This is a genomic window from Pantoea sp. RIT413 (assembly GCF_003057675.2).
GTDB classification, from domain to species: domain Bacteria; phylum Pseudomonadota; class Gammaproteobacteria; order Enterobacterales; family Enterobacteriaceae; genus Pantoea; species Pantoea eucrina.
This window is the reverse complement of record NZ_QBJB02000021.1, coordinates 15922-34769: the sequence shown is the minus strand read 5'-3', so window position 1 is coordinate 34769 and position 18848 is coordinate 15922. Positions and strand designations below refer to the sequence as shown.

Annotated in this window: 19 protein-coding genes; 12 read left to right on the top strand and 7 right to left on the bottom strand. The window is 55.2% G+C overall.

Annotated features, from left to right (window positions below; all coding sequences use genetic code 11):
- From DBY66_RS17820 to speA, 3 genes are all read right to left on the bottom strand, one after another.
- Positions 1 to 505, bottom strand: a 505-nt coding sequence (locus DBY66_RS17820; protein ID WP_146745189.1) for a BapA prefix-like domain-containing protein, incomplete at its 3' end; no start/stop codon positions are given.
- A gap of 304 nt (positions 506 to 809) precedes the next feature.
- Positions 810 to 1499, bottom strand: a complete 690-nt coding sequence (locus DBY66_RS16975; protein ID WP_113049447.1) for an EAL domain-containing protein — start codon at positions 1497 to 1499, stop codon at positions 810 to 812.
- A 667-nt stretch (positions 1500 to 2166) separates the two neighbouring features.
- Positions 2167 to 4146 (bottom strand): biosynthetic arginine decarboxylase, encoded by a 1980-nt coding sequence (speA, locus tag DBY66_RS16970; RefSeq protein ID WP_039380074.1) that lies wholly within the window; start codon positions 4144 to 4146, stop codon positions 2167 to 2169.
- A 785-nt stretch (positions 4147 to 4931) separates the two neighbouring features.
- On the opposite strand from speA, the gene metK reads away from it, so the two are divergent.
- The 8 genes from metK to ruvX all read left to right on the top strand — a co-directional run bounded on the left by metK (position 4932) and on the right by ruvX (position 12491).
- Positions 4932 to 6083, top strand: a complete 1152-nt coding sequence (metK, locus tag DBY66_RS16965; RefSeq protein WP_071668584.1) for a methionine adenosyltransferase — start codon at positions 4932 to 4934, stop codon at positions 6081 to 6083.
- A 705-nt stretch (positions 6084 to 6788) separates the two neighbouring features.
- The gene (locus DBY66_RS16955; RefSeq protein ID WP_071668585.1) at positions 6789 to 8183 is read left to right on the top strand and encodes a sugar porter family MFS transporter; all 1395 of its coding nucleotides are present in this window, start codon (positions 6789 to 6791) and stop codon (positions 8181 to 8183) included.
- A gap of 98 nt (positions 8184 to 8281) precedes the next feature.
- Positions 8282 to 8794: a SprT family zinc-dependent metalloprotease gene (locus tag DBY66_RS16950; protein ID WP_146745190.1), complete on the top strand. Its 513-nt coding sequence runs from the start codon at positions 8282 to 8284 to the stop codon at positions 8792 to 8794.
- 79 nt (positions 8795 to 8873) lie between these two features.
- Positions 8874 to 9578, top strand: coding sequence for a deoxyribonuclease I (endA, locus tag DBY66_RS16945; protein ID WP_108570346.1), 705 nt, complete (start codon positions 8874 to 8876; stop codon positions 9576 to 9578).
- A gap of 74 nt (positions 9579 to 9652) precedes the next feature.
- On the top strand, positions 9653 to 10384 hold the full coding sequence (rsmE, locus tag DBY66_RS16940; RefSeq protein WP_108570345.1) for a 16S rRNA (uracil(1498)-N(3))-methyltransferase: 732 nt from the start codon (positions 9653 to 9655) through the stop codon (positions 10382 to 10384).
- Between the two features lie 96 nt (positions 10385 to 10480).
- The gene (gene gshB / locus DBY66_RS16935) at positions 10481 to 11425 is read left to right on the top strand and encodes a glutathione synthase (protein WP_039380084.1); all 945 of its coding nucleotides are present in this window, start codon (positions 10481 to 10483) and stop codon (positions 11423 to 11425) included.
- Between the two features lie 86 nt (positions 11426 to 11511).
- On the top strand, positions 11512 to 12075 hold the full coding sequence (locus tag DBY66_RS16930; protein ID WP_039380087.1) for a YqgE/AlgH family protein: 564 nt from the start codon (positions 11512 to 11514) through the stop codon (positions 12073 to 12075).
- Positions 12075 to 12491 carry a Holliday junction resolvase RuvX gene (gene ruvX, locus DBY66_RS16925; RefSeq protein WP_039380089.1) on the top strand — a complete coding sequence of 139 codons (417 nt, stop codon included), beginning with the start codon at positions 12075 to 12077 and terminating at the stop codon, positions 12489 to 12491. Before DBY66_RS16930 ends, ruvX begins: the two co-directional genes overlap by 1 nt.
- Positions 12492 to 12599: 108 nt before the next feature.
- On the opposite strand, the gene DBY66_RS16920 is transcribed toward ruvX, so the two are convergent.
- Positions 12600 to 13607, bottom strand: a complete 1008-nt coding sequence (locus DBY66_RS16920; RefSeq protein ID WP_108570344.1) for a type IV pilus twitching motility protein PilT — start codon at positions 13605 to 13607, stop codon at positions 12600 to 12602.
- A gap of 15 nt (positions 13608 to 13622) precedes the next feature.
- On the opposite strand from DBY66_RS16920, the gene DBY66_RS16915 reads away from it, so the two are divergent.
- From DBY66_RS16915 to hemW, 4 genes are read left to right on the top strand one after another with little or no spacing between them, the layout of a single operon-like run.
- Positions 13623 to 14330: a YggS family pyridoxal phosphate-dependent enzyme gene (locus DBY66_RS16915; RefSeq protein ID WP_039380094.1), complete on the top strand. Its 708-nt coding sequence runs from the start codon at positions 13623 to 13625 to the stop codon at positions 14328 to 14330.
- A gap of 12 nt (positions 14331 to 14342) precedes the next feature.
- Complete coding sequence (locus tag DBY66_RS16910) at positions 14343 to 14897, top strand: YggT family protein (RefSeq protein WP_039380096.1); 555 nt, start codon at positions 14343 to 14345, stop codon at positions 14895 to 14897.
- Between the two features lie 20 nt (positions 14898 to 14917).
- Positions 14918 to 15511 carry an RdgB/HAM1 family non-canonical purine NTP pyrophosphatase gene (gene rdgB / locus DBY66_RS16905; RefSeq protein WP_104085455.1) on the top strand — a complete coding sequence of 198 codons (594 nt, stop codon included), beginning with the start codon at positions 14918 to 14920 and terminating at the stop codon, positions 15509 to 15511.
- The gene (gene hemW / locus DBY66_RS16900) at positions 15504 to 16634 is read left to right on the top strand and encodes a radical SAM family heme chaperone HemW (RefSeq protein ID WP_071668589.1); all 1131 of its coding nucleotides are present in this window, start codon (positions 15504 to 15506) and stop codon (positions 16632 to 16634) included. Before rdgB ends, hemW begins: the two co-directional genes overlap by 8 nt.
- A gap of 31 nt (positions 16635 to 16665) precedes the next feature.
- Here the strand turns inward: hemW and DBY66_RS16895 are convergent, their stop codons facing one another.
- From DBY66_RS16895 to trmB, 3 genes are all read right to left on the bottom strand, one after another.
- On the bottom strand, positions 16666 to 17379 hold the full coding sequence (locus tag DBY66_RS16895; RefSeq protein WP_094111533.1) for a DUF2884 domain-containing protein: 714 nt from the start codon (positions 17377 to 17379) through the stop codon (positions 16666 to 16668).
- A 316-nt stretch (positions 17380 to 17695) separates the two neighbouring features.
- On the bottom strand, positions 17696 to 18022 hold the full coding sequence (locus tag DBY66_RS16890) for a YggL family protein (protein ID WP_071668591.1): 327 nt from the start codon (positions 18020 to 18022) through the stop codon (positions 17696 to 17698).
- Complete coding sequence (gene trmB / locus DBY66_RS16885; RefSeq protein WP_108570343.1) at positions 18022 to 18741, bottom strand: tRNA (guanosine(46)-N7)-methyltransferase TrmB; 720 nt, start codon at positions 18739 to 18741, stop codon at positions 18022 to 18024. Before trmB ends, DBY66_RS16890 begins: the two co-directional genes overlap by 1 nt.
- Between the last annotated feature and the right edge of the window lie 107 nt (positions 18742 to 18848).

Genomic DNA, 18848 nt, shown 5'->3' with positions numbered 1-18848 from the left:
AACCCCCGCCCCCGGGTTTGTTCCCCCCGTTCCGGGGATTAGTGCCGCCGCGGAATTTACCCTTATCGCCCCCCCCGCCCCCGCCACCGCCGCCACCGCCGCCGGTCGCAAACAGCGCCCCGATACCGGCCAGAGCCGCACCGCCAATACCGAAGGCGGCAATCGTGCCGTTATCCGTTACGTTTTCTGCCAGCAGACCTTCAGTGCTGTCGATCGACACATACTGAAAGCCCTCTGTGCCAGGATCTTCAACCCACCAGAGCGCACCGCGATCGTCCTGCAGGACCAGATCGCTGTCGCCATTGGCGCTGTAAAAATCATGAATAACAAGTGTTTCACCTGATTTAGTGGTTACGACTAAATCATTACCATTGCGTGTGAAAGCCTTAATGTCAGCCTGATTCAGGTTAAGTTTAACCACACTGGGTGCGTTCAGCGTAACCTGAGTACCGCTCACTTCGTTAGCAATCGTCCCACCTTTGGGCGTGATAGAAATATTGTTCATGTTATCGGGATCCCGCGCAGATATAAGTTTATGAGCGTTACTGGCACGCCCGGTATCATCAGATACCGCTTGCTATCGCAAGTAATTCAGTGAATTACTTACATCCTTCATCGGCCGTTCTTATTCCGGTAAAAGAGTAAGAACAGCGCTGAACAGGTTTAATTGCGGATTCAGAAAGGACATCAGGCGTTATGCGGAATACAGAAGCGTTATTCAGAAGTGAATATAAGCGCAGCAGGCACGCTTACCCTTTCAGCTGAAATGACTTTCTGCGCAGACCATAATCGCAAAGCTGTGTGCTGAATTACGCAAATAAATCATCAAGATAAACACTCTGCCAGTGGTAACCCTGCATGCCATAAACGGGCTTATGCGCAAGCAGATCCACATAGTGCTGATTTTCAACCCCCTCAACAATGACGCCGCGGCATAATTGATTAAGGTGATTAAGCAGAATGTCAAAGGTGCGGTCTTCGCTGAATTGCCAGAAAAACGCTTTATCAATCTTGACGATCTCAAATATTCCGCTGTCAAGCATGGTCAGGCTTGAATAACCCGGACCAAAATTGTCGAGCCAGAGAGGAGCCGGCGTAATTTTCGCTACGCCTTTAAGGGTCAGCAGATCCTCACTATTAAAACGCGAGGTGAAAAATGCAGAGATTTCCAGCCGCAATAATGCAAAAGACGCCAGTTTTTCCTGAATGACTTCGTCTGCAAATATGCCGGCAACAATATCTCTGTCTACGTTTACGCTGATAACCTGGTTAAACCCCTGCTGACTAAGCTGAATAATATTTTCGACCTGGTGAAGGAATAGCTGCCATTTCTCATCGGCAGAAAGCAGAGAGAAAAAATGCTCTTCTCTGTCGGGATTGCGTTGTGTAGTTGTCGCTTTTTTTTCTTTAAAACGTGTCAGCAGCTCCCATGAAGTTACCTCTCCGGTCAGACTGTGAACGGGTTCCAGCAAGAAAACCGGATTAAAACGCTCGGTCATGGCACCCTTCCTGAAGACGCTGCTGATAAGACTCTAAATATCAGATTTATTCATGTTATCTGAAATCGAAACATCGACAAAAATTACTATAGCAACTGGAGATTAGCCTGCAATTTACATTTTGAAAAATAGTTTTGAGCTAAAAATGGTCCTGAAATGATAGTTAAAACCAATCATTTTCTGACAACTGCTCCGGTAATATTCTATAAATAGCACCTGGAAATAAGCCTGCTCTCTTGCACTGCGCGAGCATAAGCGTCTCACTTAGCGTTATATTACTGATTTTGAATTAAACTAATGTTGAAGCGCGGCGTTATCAGCGTTTCACTTTAGGAATAACCAGATATTTTTCAGGAAACCTGGCGCCTGTAAATGCGCCAGATGCATCACGGCTAAAAACATCTCTTATTTATTAAAAACATAAATAAATTATGATTTAAGGATAAGCGAAACATTAAAAAAATTATCAATACATAAGAAAATGCAGAGCCAGAGCGAGGGATACCGGCAAAGGATATTGATTTTTAAGCCAAATTGATCGGACAGCAGCGGCAGAAGAAAACGAGGAAGTGGCGCTCGTATGAAATAGTGAATTACGTCACAAACCAGAAAAAATTTTAAAGCCAAAAAAAAGGGCCCCCCGCAGGGCCCGATGCGTTATTACTGATTATTCATCTTCAAGATAGGTATAACCATAAAGGCCGCTTTCAAACTCGGCAAGGAACTGCGATCGCAGCTCTTCATCTATATCCTGCTGTTGTTTCACCTGATCGCGGAATAGCGTCATCAGATCGTCCGGATTCAGCTGCACATATTCCAGCATGTCAGCGACGGTATCCCCTTCATCTGATAACTGCACTTCCACGCTGCCATCCTGGAAAGCAAACACATCTACTGCTTCGGTGTCACCAAACAGATTATGCATATTGCCGAGGATCTCCTGATAAGCACCCACCATAAAGAAGCCCAGCATTGGCGGATTATCCACGTCATATTCAGGCATCGGCATAGTGGTTGCGATCCCGTCACCGTCAACGTAATGGTCGATTGTCCCGTCGGAGTCACAGGTAATATCCAGCAGCACAGCGCGGCGCTGCGGCATCTTGTTCAGACCTTCCAGCGGCATAACCGGGAAGAGCTGATCGATACCCCAGGCATCCGGCATCGACTGAAACAGAGAGAAGTTAACGTAGATTTTATCTGCCATACGCTCCTGCAGCTCATCGATAATCGGGCGGTGTGCACGATTGCTCGGATCCAGATGCTGCTGGATGTAGTGACAAATGCTCAGATAGAGCTGTTCCGCCCACGCGCGCTGTCCCAGGTCGTAGGTGCCGGATGAGTAACCGGTGTGGATATCAAACAGATCCATCTGGCTGTCATGCAGCCATTCACGCAGCGAGCGGCGCACGTTGGGCTCATGCATCTCCTGCCAGGTGTCCCACAGGCTCTGAATCGGGCGCGGTGCATCCGTATCAGGTGCGACCGGCGTGCTGAATTCGTTACGCTCTACGCCGATGATGTTAGAGACCAGCACGGTATGGTGTGCCGTTACGGCGCGGCCTGACTCGGTGATCACCGTCGGATGTTCAAGACCATGCTCTTCGCAGGCGTCGCCAATCGCCCAGATAACGTTATTGGCATACTCATTCAGGCCATAGTTTACCGAGCAGTCAGACTGAGAGCGGGTGCCTTCATAGTCCACCCCGAGGCCGCCGCCGACGTCAAAGCATTTGATATTTACGCCAAGCTTTGCCAGCTCAACATAGAAGCGGGCAGATTCGCGTACGCCAGTCGCGATATCGCGGATATTCGCCATCTGCGAGCCGAGATGGAAGTGCAGCAGCTGCAGGCTGTCAAGCCGGCCAGCTTTGCGCATGATATCCACCAGCTGCAGCACCTGAGATGCCGCCAGGCCAAACTTCGATTTCTCACCACCGCTCGACTGCCACTTACCCGAGCCCTGCGAGGCCAGGCGCGCGCGGATGCCGAGACGCGGTACCACATTCAGACGCTCCGCCTCTTCCAGTACCAGACGGACCTCGGTCATTTTTTCCAGCACCAGGTAGACTTTATGGCCGAGCTTTTCACCGATCAGCGCCAGCCGGATATATTCACGATCTTTATAGCCATTACAGACGATAACGGTGCGCGTTTTGCCTGCGTGCGCCAGTACCGCCATCAGCTCTGCTTTTGAGCCCGCTTCAAGGCCCAGCGGTTCACCCGAGTTAACCAGCGATTCAATGACGCGCTTGTGCTGATTAACCTTGATCGGATAAACCAGGAAGTAGTCGCCTTTATAACCATAGGATTCGCGTGCGCGCTTGAACGCCGCGTTGATGGAGCGCAGACGATGCTGCAGGATCTGCGGAAAACAGAACAGCGCCGGCAGACGCTGACCGTCAGCCTCGCGCTCTTTGACCAGCTTCGCCAGGTCAACCCGCACCTCAGGCCGATCGGGATCCGGACATACGCTGATATGGCCCAGCTCGTTTACGTCGTAATAGTTGTTGCCCCACCAGGCGATGTTATAGGTGCGCAGCATACGGCTCGCTTCCTGATCGCTTATCGCCACCTCCTGCATTGAGCGGAGGACACCCTGTTCGCCAGCTGACGAACCCTTGATATTCTTCATGTCGTCAGACATCGCGAACCTCAGTTTTCTGTTGAAATAGTAGAGAGTTATCAGGTACTGCTGGTGCGTTTGCGGCTAAAAACTTATTCATGCTGCGTGTCCCGCCTCATCAGGTTACCCCGGGTGTTACTGCCAGTAAGTGTAAAACATCGCGCTGCAGTCAGTGGAAATCCAATCGGATTTGGCACGGCTGCGGGTATAAATCACGCGCGTGTGCTGGTGTCTGATTTCAGCCGCAGTTTAATGGCTATGCATGTCGTCATGATTGCGCGGCGGCAAACATCGACAGAAAGAACAGGAAGAGTGAACAGCAGAAAGAGAGGCCAGCGCGCAAAATATGCGCTGTGAACCAGAGAGCAGATGGGAACGGTTCATTACTTTACTCACCTCCAGCGCCTGCGGGCAGCATGCGGAAACGGAGCGGAAAAAAATCAGACACGGTATCTGATCGTGCAACGCCTGACGGCGTCCTGGCATCAATAGCGGCGTTTTATACCGCCAGCCGGGTAAAATTGCAAAATCTTTGTCCCCGCCCTGCGCGCGCTGTCAGCAAAAGCTTCCAGTAAGCCGCTTTTTGAAACAAACCGAATCAGAAAAAGCTCTGGTAAAATGCACATCGGGTAACCTAAAATAGCCGTCCAGATGGTTTTCCATCTAAACTGAATAAGTTCCAGGCGGTGTGAGCCTGGCGTGCTGACACTCCCTGCTGCTCGTGGCTTTGCCTGAAGGGGCGCTAAGCAGGTTTTTCACTGGCGCTATGCAGTCGAATTCAACCCATTTCTAAGGTAAAGAACAGAATGGCTAAACACCTTTTTACATCTGAGTCCGTATCAGAAGGACATCCTGATAAGATCGCTGACCAAATTTCCGATGCCGTGCTGGATGCCATCCTCGAACAGGATCCGAAAGCGCGCGTGGCCTGCGAAACTTACGTCAAAACCGGTATGGTACTGGTAGGCGGTGAAATCACCACCAGCGCCTGGGTCGATATTGAAGAGATCACCCGCAATACCGTACGTGAGATCGGCTATGTTCATTCTGATATGGGCTTTGATGCCAACTCCTGCGCCGTACTGAGCGCCATTGGCAAGCAGTCACCTGATATTAATCAGGGCGTAGATCGTACCGATCCGCTGGAGCAGGGTGCGGGCGATCAGGGTCTGATGTTTGGTTACGCAACTAACGAAACAGATGTGCTTATGCCTGCGCCGGTTACCTATGCGCACCGTCTGGTGCAGCGTCAGGCTGAAGTGCGTAAAAATGGCACGCTGTCCTGGCTGCGCCCGGACGCCAAAAGCCAGATCACCTTCCAGTATGATGGTGGCAAGATTGTTGGCATCGACGCTGTCGTGCTCTCAACCCAGCATTCAGAAGAGGTTTCTCAGGCCGATCTGCGTGAAGCGGTGATGGAAGAGATCATTAAGCCGGTGCTGCCTGCTGAGTGGATCAACGCCAGCACTAAATACCATATCAATCCGACCGGTCGCTTTGTTATTGGCGGCCCGATGGGTGACTGTGGCCTGACCGGCCGTAAAATCATCGTTGATACCTACGGCGGCATGGCTCGTCACGGTGGCGGTGCTTTCTCCGGTAAAGATCCATCAAAAGTTGACCGCTCTGCAGCCTACGCCGCGCGCTATGTGGCAAAAAACATTGTTGCTGCCGGCCTGGCCGATCGCTGCGAGATTCAGGTTTCCTACGCTATCGGCGTGGCAGAGCCAACGTCGATCATGGTAGAAACCTTTGGCACTGAGAAAGTACCGACCGAACAGCTGACGCTGCTGGTTCGTGAATTCTTTGACCTGCGCCCTTACGGTCTGATTCAGATGATGGATCTGCTGAAACCTATCTATAAAGAGACCGCCGCCTACGGTCACTTTGGCCGCGAACACTTCCCGTGGGAGCAGACGGATAAAGCCGCCCTGCTGCGCGAAGCCGCTGGCCTGTAAGCGCAGAGTATTCTGTTTAATAGCCCGCTCTGTGCGGGCTTTTTTATGCCTGAACGTACCCCACCGCTCTGATTTCGTAAATCATCCGGACCAGGGGGGGGTCATGTTTAACCGTAGGGGCGGCATTTATGCCGCCCTGGCTGCGTACATCTTCCGGGCCAGGGGCGCATTAATGCGCCCCCTACGTTCCGCGCCATTAATCGCCTCGTCAACGTGGGTCATGTTTAACCGTAGGGGCGGCATTTATGCCGCCCTGGCTGCGTACATCTTCCGGACCAGGGGCGCATTAATGCGCCCCCTACGTGCATTCTGCCGGGTGAAATCCCGTGATATAGCTGGCTTCAGGCTTTCCCGGGCATAAAAATTTTCACTGGCTACACTCTTATGACCGCTGTGATAACAAAGTGTTAACGATTACATTCTAAAACTCTTTTTTAATCTGTAATTTAGAGATTTTTCAGCGTAGTCATCACTCTGAAAATGCGTTATTTTCAGCGTCGTCTGATAGGCAATATTTAAAGCGATGTCAGAAACTTGAAGGGTGCTATACCTTACTGGCGAAGAGACTGTTCCGGGCAAAAAATGCTGGATTACAGGGTTTCGGCGTGTGTAAGCGGTTACATTCGTGTGATCGCGCTCACTTTTTATCGTGTACAGGTCTCTTAGCATTAATAAAAAACAAGACAAATAACTTTCGGAGGCTTTATGCCTGGTAATACTCACAAAAGCAGAACCTCAAACAAGGCGATGACCCTGTTTGTCTGCTTTCTGGCGGCGTTAGCCGGCCTGCTGTTCGGGCTGGATATCGGTGTCATCGCAGGTGCCCTGCCCTTTATCGCTAAAGATTTCAACGTTACTGCTCACCAGCAGGAGTGGATTGTCAGCTCGATGATGTTTGGCGCGGCGGTCGGTGCAATCGGCAGCGGCTGGATGTCATCACACCTGGGTCGTAAAAAGAGCCTGATGGCCGGCTCTGTGCTGTTTGTTATCGGTTCGCTGTGGTCAGCTATGGCGCCAAACCCGGAGATGCTGATTGCTGCCCGCGTAGTACTGGGCCTGGCAGTTGGCGTGGCGTCTTACACCGCCCCGCTCTATCTCTCTGAAATTGCACCAGAGAAAATCCGCGGCAGTATGATTTCGCTCTATCAGCTGATGATCACCATCGGTATTCTGGGTGCCTATCTCTCTGATACCGCGTTCAGCGCATCCGGAGAGTGGCGCTGGATGCTGGGCGTGATCACTATCCCTGCGGTTCTGCTGCTGGTTGGCGTCTTCTTTCTGCCAAACAGCCCGCGCTGGCTGGCTGCGAAAGGTAACTTCCGCGATGCGCAGCGCGTGCTGGATCGCCTGCGCGACACCAGCGAACAGGCAAAACGTGAGCTGGATGAGATCCGTGAGAGCCTGAAAGTAAAACAGTCTGGCTGGCAGCTGTTCCAGGGCAACAGCAACTTCCGTCGTGCGGTGTTCCTCGGCGTGCTGCTGCAGGTGATGCAGCAGTTCACCGGCATGAACGTCATTATGTATTACGCGCCGAAAATTTTTGAAATTGCCGGCTTCGCCAACACCACGCAGCAGATGTGGGGTACGGTGATTGTTGGTCTGGTCAACGTTCTGGCGACCTTTATCGCTATCGGTCTGGTCGATCGCTGGGGCCGTAAACCGACGCTGGTGCTGGGCTTTATGGTTATGGCGGCCGGTATGGGCGTTCTCGGCACTATGCTGCACCTGGGCATCCACTCTCAGGGCGCACAGTACTTCGCCGTGGCGATGCTGCTGATGTTTATCATCGGCTTTGCCATGTCAGCCGGCCCGCTAATTTGGGTGCTTTGCTCTGAAATTCAGCCGCTGAAAGGGCGCGATTTCGGGATTACCGTCTCGACCACCACGAACTGGATCGCCAACATGATCGTGGGCGCTACCTTCCTGACCATGCTGAACACGCTGGGCAACGCGCCGACCTTCTGGGTCTATGCCGGCCTTAACCTGTTCTTCATTGTGCTGACGCTGGTGCTGATCCCGGAGACCAAAAACGTCTCGCTGGAGCACATTGAGCGTAACCTGATGGCAGGTAAAAAACTGCGCGACATCGGTCAGCAGTAATGTTTTACTGAGTGACAAGGGCTGCCTGCGGGCGGCCCTTTTTTATGGGCGCGACTGCCCGCTGCCGCGCCAGCGCAGCGTATGGTATGCTGCCCGCCATGAAAACGACCCGCGTACCTGTCGCCTGTCAGCAGGCGGTCATGCGATCGCTGCGGCACTTTTTGCAGCTCGCCGCACAGCGCCTTGAATGCAGCTTTGATGAACCCGCACTGCTCTACCAGCAGCGCGGCACTGCCGCAGGTACCGCCTGGCTGGAGAAGTGGGAGATCCGGCTGAATCCGGTGCTGCTGCAGGAGAATCTGCAGGCGTTCACCGACGAAGTTGTGCCGCATGAGCTGGCGCATCTGCTGGTGTGGAAGCGCTTCGGGCGCGTTGCGCCGCATGGCAAAGAGTGGAAGTGGATGATGGAGACGGTGCTCGGCGTGCCGGCACGCCGTACGCATCAGTTTGCCCTGAATTCGGTGCGCACTAATACCTTCACCTATCGCTGCAGCTGTCAGCAGCATCAGCTTACCGTGCGCCGGCATAATCGCGTGCTGCGCGGGGAGAGTGAATATCGCTGCGTTCGCTGTGGTTCACTGCTGCAGCCCGGCGAATTCAGCAGCATATAGCGCGCTAATCCCATTTCCCCGCTCCGGTCATTCTGCTACCCTGCCGCACTTTTTTGGGTATCGGGTAAATTTCTGGAATATGTCTCGCAAAACTCTGTTACTTCTTCCTCTGCTGCTGGCACCGCTTAGCGCGTACAGCCTCAGCTTCTCTTCGTTTCATCAGAATAATTTTCGCCAGGCAAAAGTGGTCGCATCGCAAATTAACGCGGATGCGCCCGATTTCTACTGCGGCTGCACGATCAACTGGCAGGGAAAAAAAGGCGTGCCCGATCTTAAAAGCTGCGGCTATAGCGTACGAAAAAACGCCAACCGCGCCGGGCGCATTGAGTGGGAACATGTGGTTCCGGCGTGGGAATTTGGCCATCAGCGCCAGTGTTGGCAGGAGGGAGGACGAAAAAACTGCGCCAAAGATCCGGTATATCGCCGTATAGAGAGCGATCTGCATAATCTTCAGCCCGCTATCGGCGAGGTTAACGGCGATCGCAATAATTTCCAGTACAGCCAGTGGAACGGCGGGGAGCAGCCTTACGGGCAGTGCGCGATGAAAGTCGACTTCAAACAGAAGCTGGCTGAACCGCCTGCCCGCGCGCGCGGTGCCATTGCACGCACCTACTTTTACATGCGCGATCGCTATCAGCTGCGCCTCTCCCGCCAGCAGACTCAGCTGTTCAGCGCCTGGGACAAGCTCTATCCGGTCAGCGTCTGGGAGTGCGAGCGCGACAGTCGTATTGCTCAGGTACAGGGAAATCACAACCCGTATGTACAGCGCGCTTGCCAGCGCTAAAAGCGCTACCCTAAACTAGCTTATTATTTTTGCGCCGCATCACGGGATGCGGCAATAACGCTGGCAGGAACCGCATGCGTATACCCCGCATTTATCACCCCGAACCGCTCTCTGTTGACAGTGAAATCTTTCTTGAAGATGACGCGGCTAACCACGTTGGCCGCGTGCTGCGCATGGGCGCCGGGCAGATGCTTGAACTGTTTGATGGCACTAATCTGACTTTTAACGCCGAAATCACCCAGGCGGATAAAAAGCGTGTAAAAGTAAGGGTTCTTAGCGGTCAGCCTGATGACCGGGAATCCCCCTTGCATTTACATCTGGGTCAGGTGATGTCGCGTGGTGAAAAAATGGAATTCACCATCCAGAAATCGATAGAGCTGGGCGTAAACGTGATTACGCCCTTGTTTTCTGAGCGCTGCGGCGTGAAGCTGGATGCAGAAAGGCTGGCAAAGAAGATCCAGCAGTGGCAGAAGATTGCTATCGCCGCCTGCGAGCAGTGTGGCCGCAACCGCGTACCGCTGATTCGTGACGCGATGACGCTGGAAGCCTGGTGTGCCGAAGCTGATGAGGGCATCAGGCTGAATCTTCATCCACGCGCCAGCCACAGCATCAACACCCTGCCGCACCCGGTTGAGCGGGTGCGGCTGCTGATTGGCCCTGAAGGGGGATTATCTGCTGAGGAGATCGCCATGACGGCGCAGCAGGGCTTTACGGATATATTACTGGGGCCGCGCGTGCTGCGCACGGAAACCACTGCCCTCACCGCTATAACGGCACTTCAGGTGAGGTTTGGCGATCTCGGTTAAGGGATAATTCGGGCCGTAAAAGAGACGCAGACTACTACACAGCACGACGCTTTCGCATGGAAGGACGTCGCTGATATCCCCTCTGAGGAGAGAATAATGATTAAGCTTGGCATTGTGATGGACCCGATTTCGTCTATCAATATTAAAAAAGACACCAGCTTCGCCATGTTGCTGGAGGCACAGCGTCGTGGCTACGAAATTCATTACATGGAGATGGGCGACCTCTCTCTGCGCGGCGGCGTGACCTACGCCCGTACGCGTCTGCTGAGCGTGGAGCAGAATGCTTCGCAGTGGTATGAGTTTGGCAGCGAGCAGACTATCCCGCTGGCCGATCTCAACGTTGTGCTGATGCGTAAAGATCCACCTTTTGACACCGAGTTTATTTACGCGACCTATCTGCTGGAGCGGGCTGAGGAGCAGGGTACGCTGATTGTGAACAAACCGCAGAGCCTGCGCGATTGTAACGAAAAGCTCTATACTGCATGGTTTGCAGATCTGACGCCGGATACGCTGGTCACGCGTAATAAAGAGCAGCTGCGCGCTTTCTGGCAGGAACATGGTGATGTCATTCTGAAGCCGCTTGACGGTATGGGTGGCGCATCCATTTTCCGCGTTAAGCAGGATGACGCAAACTTCGGCGTGATCACAGAAACCCTGACCAACCATGGCCAGTTCTTCTGCATGGCGCAAAATTATCTGCCGGCGATTAAAGAGGGCGATAAGCGCGTCCTGGTCGTCGATGGCGAGCCGGTGCCTTACTGCCTGGCGCGTATTCCACAGGGCGGCGAAACGCGCGGCAATCTTGCAGCCGGTGGTCGCGGCGAAGCGCGCCCGCTTTCTGACAGCGACTGGGAAATTGCACGGCGTGTCGGTCCCACGCTGAAAGCGAAGGGGCTGATTTTTGTTGGCCTGGATATCATCGGTGATAAACTTACTGAAGTGAATGTCACCAGCCCAACCTGCGTACGGGAAATTGAAGCGGCGTTCCCGATTTCAGTTACCGGAATGCTGATGGACGCGATCGAAAAACGTCTGGGCTGAGGACGCAGCCGGAGTGCAAACTCCCTAACCCCTTTGATACCGGCGCTGCCGCACTGGCGCCGGTTCTCTTCGGTAAATGAGTGACAATGAATTTACAGCATCATTTTTTGATAGCGATGCCCTCTCTGCAGGATCCTCTGTTCAAACGCTCTGTTGTCTATATCTGCGAGCATAATGAAGAGGGTGCGATGGGTTTGATTATTAATAAACCGATGGAGAACCTGACGGTAGAGGGTATTCTGAAGAAGCTAAAAATCACTCCGTCAGAGCGCGATCCGGCGATTAAGCTCGATAAACCGGTGTTTGCCGGCGGCCCGCTGGCGGAAGATCGCGGTTTTATTCTGCACTCTGCGCAGCATACTTATGCCTCCAGTATTCGCATCTCAGACAACACCGTGATTACTACCTCGCGCGATGTGCTGGAAGCGATCGGCACTGCTCAGCAGCCGGAGAATGTGCTGGTCGCACTCGGCTACTGCGCCTGGGAAAAAGATCAGCTGGAGAACGAGCTGCTGGAGAACGCCTGGCTTACGACCCCGGCCGACACGCAAATTTTGTTCCAGACGCCGATTGCCGGACGCTGGCGCGAAGCCGCCCGCAGCATGGGTGTCGATATTCATAACATGACCAGCGATGCGGGACACGCCTGATGCAGAATGCAACGCTGCTCGGCTTTGATTTTGGCACCAAAAGCATCGGTGTTGCCGTGGGTCAGCAGCTCACCGGCACCGCACGTCCGCTGACAGCGCTGAAAGCTCAGGAAGGCACGCCAGACTGGAACCTGATTGAGAAACTGCTGAAGGAGTGGCAGCCTGACTACGTGGTGGTCGGCCTGCCGCTGAATATGGACGGCACCGAACAGCCGCTGACTGCCCGCGCACGCAAATTTGCCAATCGCCTGCACGGCCGCTTTGGCGTACGCGTTGAGCTGCAGGATGAGCGCCTGAGTACCGTTGAGGCGCGCGCCGATCTCTTTAAGCGCGGCGGCTTTCGTGCACTGCAGAAAGGACAGGTAGACTCACAGTCGGCCGTGATTATTTTGCAGGACTGGTTCGAAACCCACTGACGCTGCAAGCAGCGTAAACGCGATAAAGCGCACTCCGGTCAGCAGGTGTAGCCGATGCCGGGAGCTGACCGGGCGCACAGCTGCAGCATCAGTGCTGCTTCAGCTCCGCTATCCGCTTGCCTGGTCAATAATGCCCTCCGCGCGGCGTGCCTGTTCACTTTGCGCAAAGGTCTGCATGCCATGCTGCGCACCGGTCTGCAGCACGCCCGGCAGCTGATGTCCTTTGCCTTCACGGATCAGGCTGGCTACCGCAGGCGTGGCGATCAGCACCTCATACAGCGCAACACGTCCGCCCGCTTTCGCCGCCGCCAGCCGCTGCGCCACTACCGCTTTCAGGCTGCCCGCCAGCTGCGTGCGCACCAGGTTTTTCTCTTCGGCCGGAAAGACATCAACCAGACGATCAACCGCCTGCGCCGCGCTGCGGGTATGCAGCGTAGCGAGCACCAGATGTCCGGTCTCAGCGGCGGTCAGGGCTAAACGGATCGTCTCACTGTCGCGCAGTTCACCCAGCAGAATAACGTCGGGATCTTCACGCAGCGCCGCTTTCAGCCCGTGCTGAAAAGAGAGGCAGTGCGTCCCCACTTCACGCTGCTGAATCAGCGAACGCTGACTCCGGTGCACAAACTCGATCGGATCCTCCAGAGTGATGATATGCCGCGCCTGCTGCTGGTTCAGCGCCTGTACCAGTGCAGCCAGCGTCGTCGACTTGCCGCTGCCGGTTGCGCCGCTAATCAGAACCAGTCCCTCCTGCAGCTGCAGGAGCTGCTGCACGGCAGGCGGCAGGCGCAGCTGCGCCAGCGGCGGGATCGTCTGCGCAATCAGCCGCAGCGCCAGTGATAATCCGTGCCGCTGGGTGAAAAGATTGGCACGCAGCCGTACGCCGCTGCTGAGCGTCAGGGCAAAGTCCGCCTGTCCGGTGACGTCAAGCTCCGACTGCTGCGCAGCGCTGAGAAACCGCGTAGCAAACCTCTCCAGCCACGCAGATGACAGCGGCGGCTGCTGCGGCACCGGCTCCAGCACGCCCTGCCGCCGCCAGTGCGGTAAATGTCCGCTGCACAGGTGCAGATCGGCGGCGTTATGCTTTACACTAAGGGCCACAATTTCATCTAAATCCATTTATTTCTCCTGACTATGACTTCCATTGAGCACAACTTACATCAGGTACGCGAGCGTATCGCTGCCGCTGCCGTGCGTTGCGGCCGGGCGCCAGAAGAGATTACGTTGCTTGCAGTAAGCAAAACCAAACCTGCGAGCGCTGTCGCAGAAGCGGTTGCCGCCGGGCAGCGCGCGTTTGGCGAAAACTACGTGCAGGAAGGGGTGGAAAAGATCGCGGCGCTGATGACGGAAGGCGATCTGCAGTGGCACTTTATCGGTCCGCTGCAATCCAATAAAAGCCGTCTGGTCGCAGAACATTTTGCCTGGTGTCATACCGTTGATCGCCTGCGTATTGCGCAGCGGCTTAACGACCAGCGTCCGGCGCACCTGCCGCCGCTGAACGTGTTAATTCAGGTAAATATCAGTGACGAAAACAGTAAATCTGGCATCATGCTGGAGGCTGTTCCGGCGCTGGCCGCGGCTATCGCCGCCCTGCCCCGCCTGAGCCTGCGCGGCCTGATGGCGATTCCGGCTCCCGAGCAGGATTATGCACGCCAGCTGGCCGTCTGCCAGCAGATGGCCAGTGCGTTTCATGCGCTGCAGCGCGACTATCCCGCCATTGATACGCTTTCACTGGGCATGAGCGACGATATGGAAGCGGCAATCGCGGCCGGCAGCACTATGGTAAGAATTGGCACCGCCCTGTTTGGCGCGCGGGATTATGCGCGACCTTCACAACAATAACTGAGGAACTCCATGTTAACACTGACGTTTTTAGTCAAAACGCTGATCGATCTCTACGTCATGGTACTGCTGCTGCGTATCTGGATGCAGTGGTCACGCTGCGACTTCTACAATCCGCTGGCGCAGTTTGTGGTGAAGATTACGCAGCCGGTGATCAAACCGCTGCGTCGCGTGCTGCCCGCTATCGGCCCCATCGATACCGCCTCGCTGCTGCTGGCGTTTGTGCTGACCACGCTGAAGTATCCGATTCTGCTGCTGATTCAGGTCGGCGCTTTCTCGGTTGATCCCACCAATCTGCTGGTAGGACTGCTGTCGCTGCTGAAGTCAGCCGGTAATCTGGTGTTCTGGGTCATTATTATCCGCTCGCTGATGAGCTGGATCAGTCAGGGACGCGGGCCGCTGGATCACGTGCTGATACAGCTTACCGAACCGCTGATGGCACCTATTCGCCGTATGCTGCCCGCTATGGGCGGTATCGACTTCTCCGCCATGATTGTCATTCTGGTGCTCTATGCGCTGAATTTCCTTGGCATGGACCTGTTCCCGGGTCTCTGGTATCTGCTGTAATTTGTTAATCTGGAACTGTTATGCAAAAAGTTGTTCTCGCAACCGGTAATCCGGGCAAAGTTCGCGAACTGGCCGATCTGCTCGCTGATTTCGGGCTGGATATCGTGGCGCAAACGGAGCTTGGCGTGGAGTCAGCCGAAGAGACCGGTCTGACCTTCATTGAAAATGCGCTGCTTAAAGCGCGTCACGCGGCGCAGATAACCGGCCTGCCGGCTATCGCGGATGATTCCGGTCTGGCGGTAGATGCGCTGGGCGGCGCGCCCGGCATCTACTCCGCACGCTATGCTGGCGCAGAAGCCAGCGACCAGCAAAATCTGGAGAAGCTGCTGCTGGCGCTGGAAAATGTGCCGGATGGCGCGCGTCAGGCGCAGTTTCACTGTGTGCTGGTCTATGTGCGGCACGCCGCTGACCCGGTACCGCTGGTGTTTCACGGCAGCTGGGCGGGCGAAATTACCCGTACGGCGGCTGGTGAAGGCGGCTTTGGCTACGATCCCATCTTCTTTGTACCGGAAGCGGGTAAAACCGCCGCTGAACTGAGCAAAGAGGATAAGCGTGCCCTCTCCCACCGGGGTAAAGCGTTAACGCTGCTGCTGGACGCGATGCGCAATGGCTGAGTTACCACCGCTGAGCCTCTACATCCATATTCCGTGGTGCGTACAGAAGTGCCCCTACTGCGACTTCAACTCACACGCGCTGAAAGGGGAAGTCCCGCATCTGGAGTATGTGCAGCACCTGCTGCAGGATCTTGAGCAGGACCTGCCTCTGACCGCCGGACGCGAGGTACGCACAATCTTTATTGGCGGCGGCACGCCAAGCCTGCTGAGCAGCCACGCGATGCAGACGCTGATGGATGGCGTACGGGCGCGCCTGCCGCTGGCGGCTGATGCGGAGATCACCATGGAAGCGAATCCCGGCACGGTGGAAGCCGATCGCTTCAGCGGCTATCAGGCTGCGGGGATCAATCGCATTTCCATCGGCGTGCAGAGTTTTAGTCCGCAGAAGCTGGAGCGGCTGGGGCGTATTCATGGACCGCAGGAGGCGAAACGCGCCGCCGAACTGGCCGCCGCGCTCGGGCTGCGCAGTTTTAATCTGGATCTGATGCATGGCCTGCCTGACCAGTCGCTGGAAGAGGCGCTGGACGATCTCCGTCAGGCAATTGCGCTTAACCCGCCGCATCTCTCCTGGTATCAGCTAACCATTGAGCCGAACACGCTGTTTGGCTCACGACCACCGCAGCTGCCGGATGATGATGCGCTGTGGGATATCTACGAGCAGGGGCACCAGCTGCTGACGGCTGCCGGCTATCAGCAGTATGAAACCTCAGCCTACGCGAAGCCGGGCTATCGCTGTGAGCACAATCTCAACTACTGGCGCTTCGGTGATTATCTCGGTATCGGCTGCGGGGCGCACGGTAAGCTGACGCAGGCGGATGGCCGCATTGTGCGGACGGTCAAAACCCGTCATCCGCGCGGCTTTATGAAGGGTAACTATCTTGATAAGCAACATGAAGTGGCGGACGAAGATAAGCCGTTTGAGTTCTTTATGAACCGGTTCCGCCTGCTGGAAGCGGCGCCGCGCGCGGAGTTTCAGCGTTATACCGGGCTGGATGAACAGACGATCCGCCCGCAGATGGAGCAGGCTATCGCCGCAGGCTATGTCACTGAGAGCGCCAGCGAGTGGCAGATCACCGAGAAAGGCAAACTGTTCCTGAATTCGTTGCTGGAACTGTTTATGTAATCAGAGCGGCCCGGTGGCCGCTCTTTTTTTGCTAGTTAATACTCTTCACCAGCGTTTTACGCTGGTTTTCCAGCGCGATGACCCGGTTGCAGACCTCATGGCCAAAGTTCTGGAAATCGCGCTCCTGGTTGTTCCATTCAGTCTGAATCGACTGCTGCAGACCACCCAGATTGCCCATCAGCGCCTGCAGCGGATTACTGCCGCTGGTCGCCTGCTGCGTGCCCATCTCATTCAGGCTATCCTGCAGTACGCCGCCCAGCGTGCTCTGTACCAGCTTCTGTCCGTCAGCGCGCACCTGGTTTATTGCCTGGTGGTGGAACGTCAGGCCATCCTGGCGCTGCTCAATGATGCGATTCATCTGCTGCTTCAGCTGGCCATCCAGCGTGGTCAGGCGGTTGCGCACATTGCTGTCGCTGCCCAGTTTCTCAACGATCACTTTATCCAGTGCGGCGCGCCCGCGTTCGAGGCGCGTTTTAGCGCCGTTGCTGACCCACGGCAAATCGCGACGCAGCGCGCTCTGGTAATCAATCGCCTGCTGACGTGCCGCGTTATCAACGGTAACCGTTTTGCCGTTAAAGGTGACATCACCCTGTGGGGTCATCGTGAGATTGCCGTTGCTGCCGACAACCTGAACGCTTTGCGGGGTGATCACCACATCATCCTGCGGATTAACGCTGCACTGGTAGTCAGCGTGTGCCTGCGCTGCCGTCAGCAGTAGCGCGGCGAACAGAGCCTTACGAATCATGAGATCTCCTGAATGTGCTGTGCGGGGTGGGTATTGTGCGGCCAATGGCGCGGGCGCCATGAATGGCGCCCCTGCGGCAAATTACATTGCAGGGGGCGCATTAATGCGCTCCTGGTGCAGTACATTACAGGACGCCATTAATGGCGCCCCTACGGCAAATTACATCACAGGGCGCCATGAATGGCGCCCCTACAGATTTCCGCGTGCCGGCGTGATGTTTCAATGGCAATTACATTGTAGGGGGCGCATTAATGCGCCCCTGGTGCAATACATTACAGGTCGCGCCTTCATGCGCAGCCGAATGTCGCACTACAACTTAGTCCCACCAGACGTCGAAGAGTTCCGTTATCTGGATATCAGACAATTCACGCCCTTCCAGCCACTTGCGCACCAGTTCACGATGCTCATCGGTGCACTTTCCGGTCTGCTGCATGCAGACCAGGCCTTCCCATACCAGATAACCACTGCCGTCATAAGCCAGACCGTTTGGATCGATCACCTCAGTGATAAACTGATCCAGCGTGGCATCAATCTGCTCTTCGGTGGTTCCCTCGGCAAAACGCCATGCTACGGAGAAACCCAGCTCCTGAAACTCATCAATATGCAGTTTCTTACGTAAACGACGACTACGCTGTACGGCCATTATTTTACCCTCTCAAACATCAGATCCCACACGCCATGGCCCAGTCGCTGCCCGCGCTGCTCAAATTTAGTCAATGGACGCGTCTCAGGACGCGGCACGTAATCCTGGGTGGCTGACTGATTAACGTAACCCGCTACGCTGTTCATCACCTCCAGCATATGGGTCGCGTAATCTTCCCAGTCGGTGGCCATATGAAACACGCCGCCAGGCTTCAGCTTACGATGCACCAGTTCAGCAAACGGCGCCTGCACGATACGGCGTTTATTGTGACGCGCTTTGTGCCACGGATCCGGGAAGAAAAGCTGCACCATGCGCAGAGAGTTATCCGGGATCATATGCTCCAGCACTTCTACCGCGTCATGGCACATGACCCGCAGATTCTCTACGCCCGCTTCCTTCGCAGATGCCAGGCAGGCACCCACGCCCGGCGCATGCACTTCAATGCCCAGGAAGTTCTGCTGCGGATTATTTTGCGCCATGGTGACCAGCGAGGCGCCCATACCAAAACCGATCTCCAGCACCAGCGGTGCGTCGCGCCCGAACAGCGCGGTCATGTCCAGCGGCGCGGGCTGATACTCAACGCCCATCACCGGCCAGTATTGATCCAGCGCGAGCTGTTGGCCTTTCGTTAACCGCCCCTGGCGGCGTACGAAGCTGCGGATACGGCGCAGCGGCCGCCCGTTTTCATCAAATTCCGGAGTGATGACGTCATTTATCATGTTGAAGCCTGCTGGTTAGCCTGTTCGGGGAAACGGGCATTATGCAAAGTTAAAGGTCAGAAGCAAGCCTTTGCAATCTTCCGGTTTACACCCCTGATGCTCTGTGC

Excerpts from the sequence above, each read along its gene's own strand:
- DBY66_RS16975 (WP_113049447.1), bottom strand. The coding sequence starts at position 1,499 with ATGACCGAGCGTTTTAATCCGGTTTTCTTGCTGGAACCCGTTCACAGT.
- speA (WP_039380074.1), bottom strand. The coding sequence starts at position 4,146 with ATGTCTGACGACATGAAGAATATCAAGGGTTCGTCAGCTGGCGAACAG.
- metK (WP_071668584.1), top strand. The coding sequence starts at position 4,932 with ATGGCTAAACACCTTTTTACATCTGAGTCCGTATCAGAAGGACATCCT.
- DBY66_RS16955 (WP_071668585.1), top strand. The coding sequence starts at position 6,789 with ATGCCTGGTAATACTCACAAAAGCAGAACCTCAAACAAGGCGATGACC.
- DBY66_RS16950 (WP_146745190.1), top strand. The coding sequence starts at position 8,282 with ATGAAAACGACCCGCGTACCTGTCGCCTGTCAGCAGGCGGTCATGCGA.
- endA (WP_108570346.1), top strand. The coding sequence starts at position 8,874 with ATGTCTCGCAAAACTCTGTTACTTCTTCCTCTGCTGCTGGCACCGCTT.
- rsmE (WP_108570345.1), top strand. The coding sequence starts at position 9,653 with ATGCGTATACCCCGCATTTATCACCCCGAACCGCTCTCTGTTGACAGT.
- gshB (WP_039380084.1), top strand. The coding sequence starts at position 10,481 with ATGATTAAGCTTGGCATTGTGATGGACCCGATTTCGTCTATCAATATT.
- DBY66_RS16930 (WP_039380087.1), top strand. The coding sequence starts at position 11,512 with ATGAATTTACAGCATCATTTTTTGATAGCGATGCCCTCTCTGCAGGAT.
- ruvX (WP_039380089.1), top strand. The coding sequence starts at position 12,075 with ATGCAGAATGCAACGCTGCTCGGCTTTGATTTTGGCACCAAAAGCATC.
- DBY66_RS16920 (WP_108570344.1), bottom strand. The coding sequence starts at position 13,607 with ATGGATTTAGATGAAATTGTGGCCCTTAGTGTAAAGCATAACGCCGCC.
- DBY66_RS16915 (WP_039380094.1), top strand. The coding sequence starts at position 13,623 with ATGACTTCCATTGAGCACAACTTACATCAGGTACGCGAGCGTATCGCT.
- DBY66_RS16910 (WP_039380096.1), top strand. The coding sequence starts at position 14,343 with ATGTTAACACTGACGTTTTTAGTCAAAACGCTGATCGATCTCTACGTC.
- rdgB (WP_104085455.1), top strand. The coding sequence starts at position 14,918 with ATGCAAAAAGTTGTTCTCGCAACCGGTAATCCGGGCAAAGTTCGCGAA.
- hemW (WP_071668589.1), top strand. The coding sequence starts at position 15,504 with ATGGCTGAGTTACCACCGCTGAGCCTCTACATCCATATTCCGTGGTGC.
- DBY66_RS16895 (WP_094111533.1), bottom strand. The coding sequence starts at position 17,379 with ATGATTCGTAAGGCTCTGTTCGCCGCGCTACTGCTGACGGCAGCGCAG.
- DBY66_RS16890 (WP_071668591.1), bottom strand. The coding sequence starts at position 18,022 with ATGGCCGTACAGCGTAGTCGTCGTTTACGTAAGAAACTGCATATTGAT.
- trmB (WP_108570343.1), bottom strand. The coding sequence starts at position 18,741 with ATGATAAATGACGTCATCACTCCGGAATTTGATGAAAACGGGCGGCCG.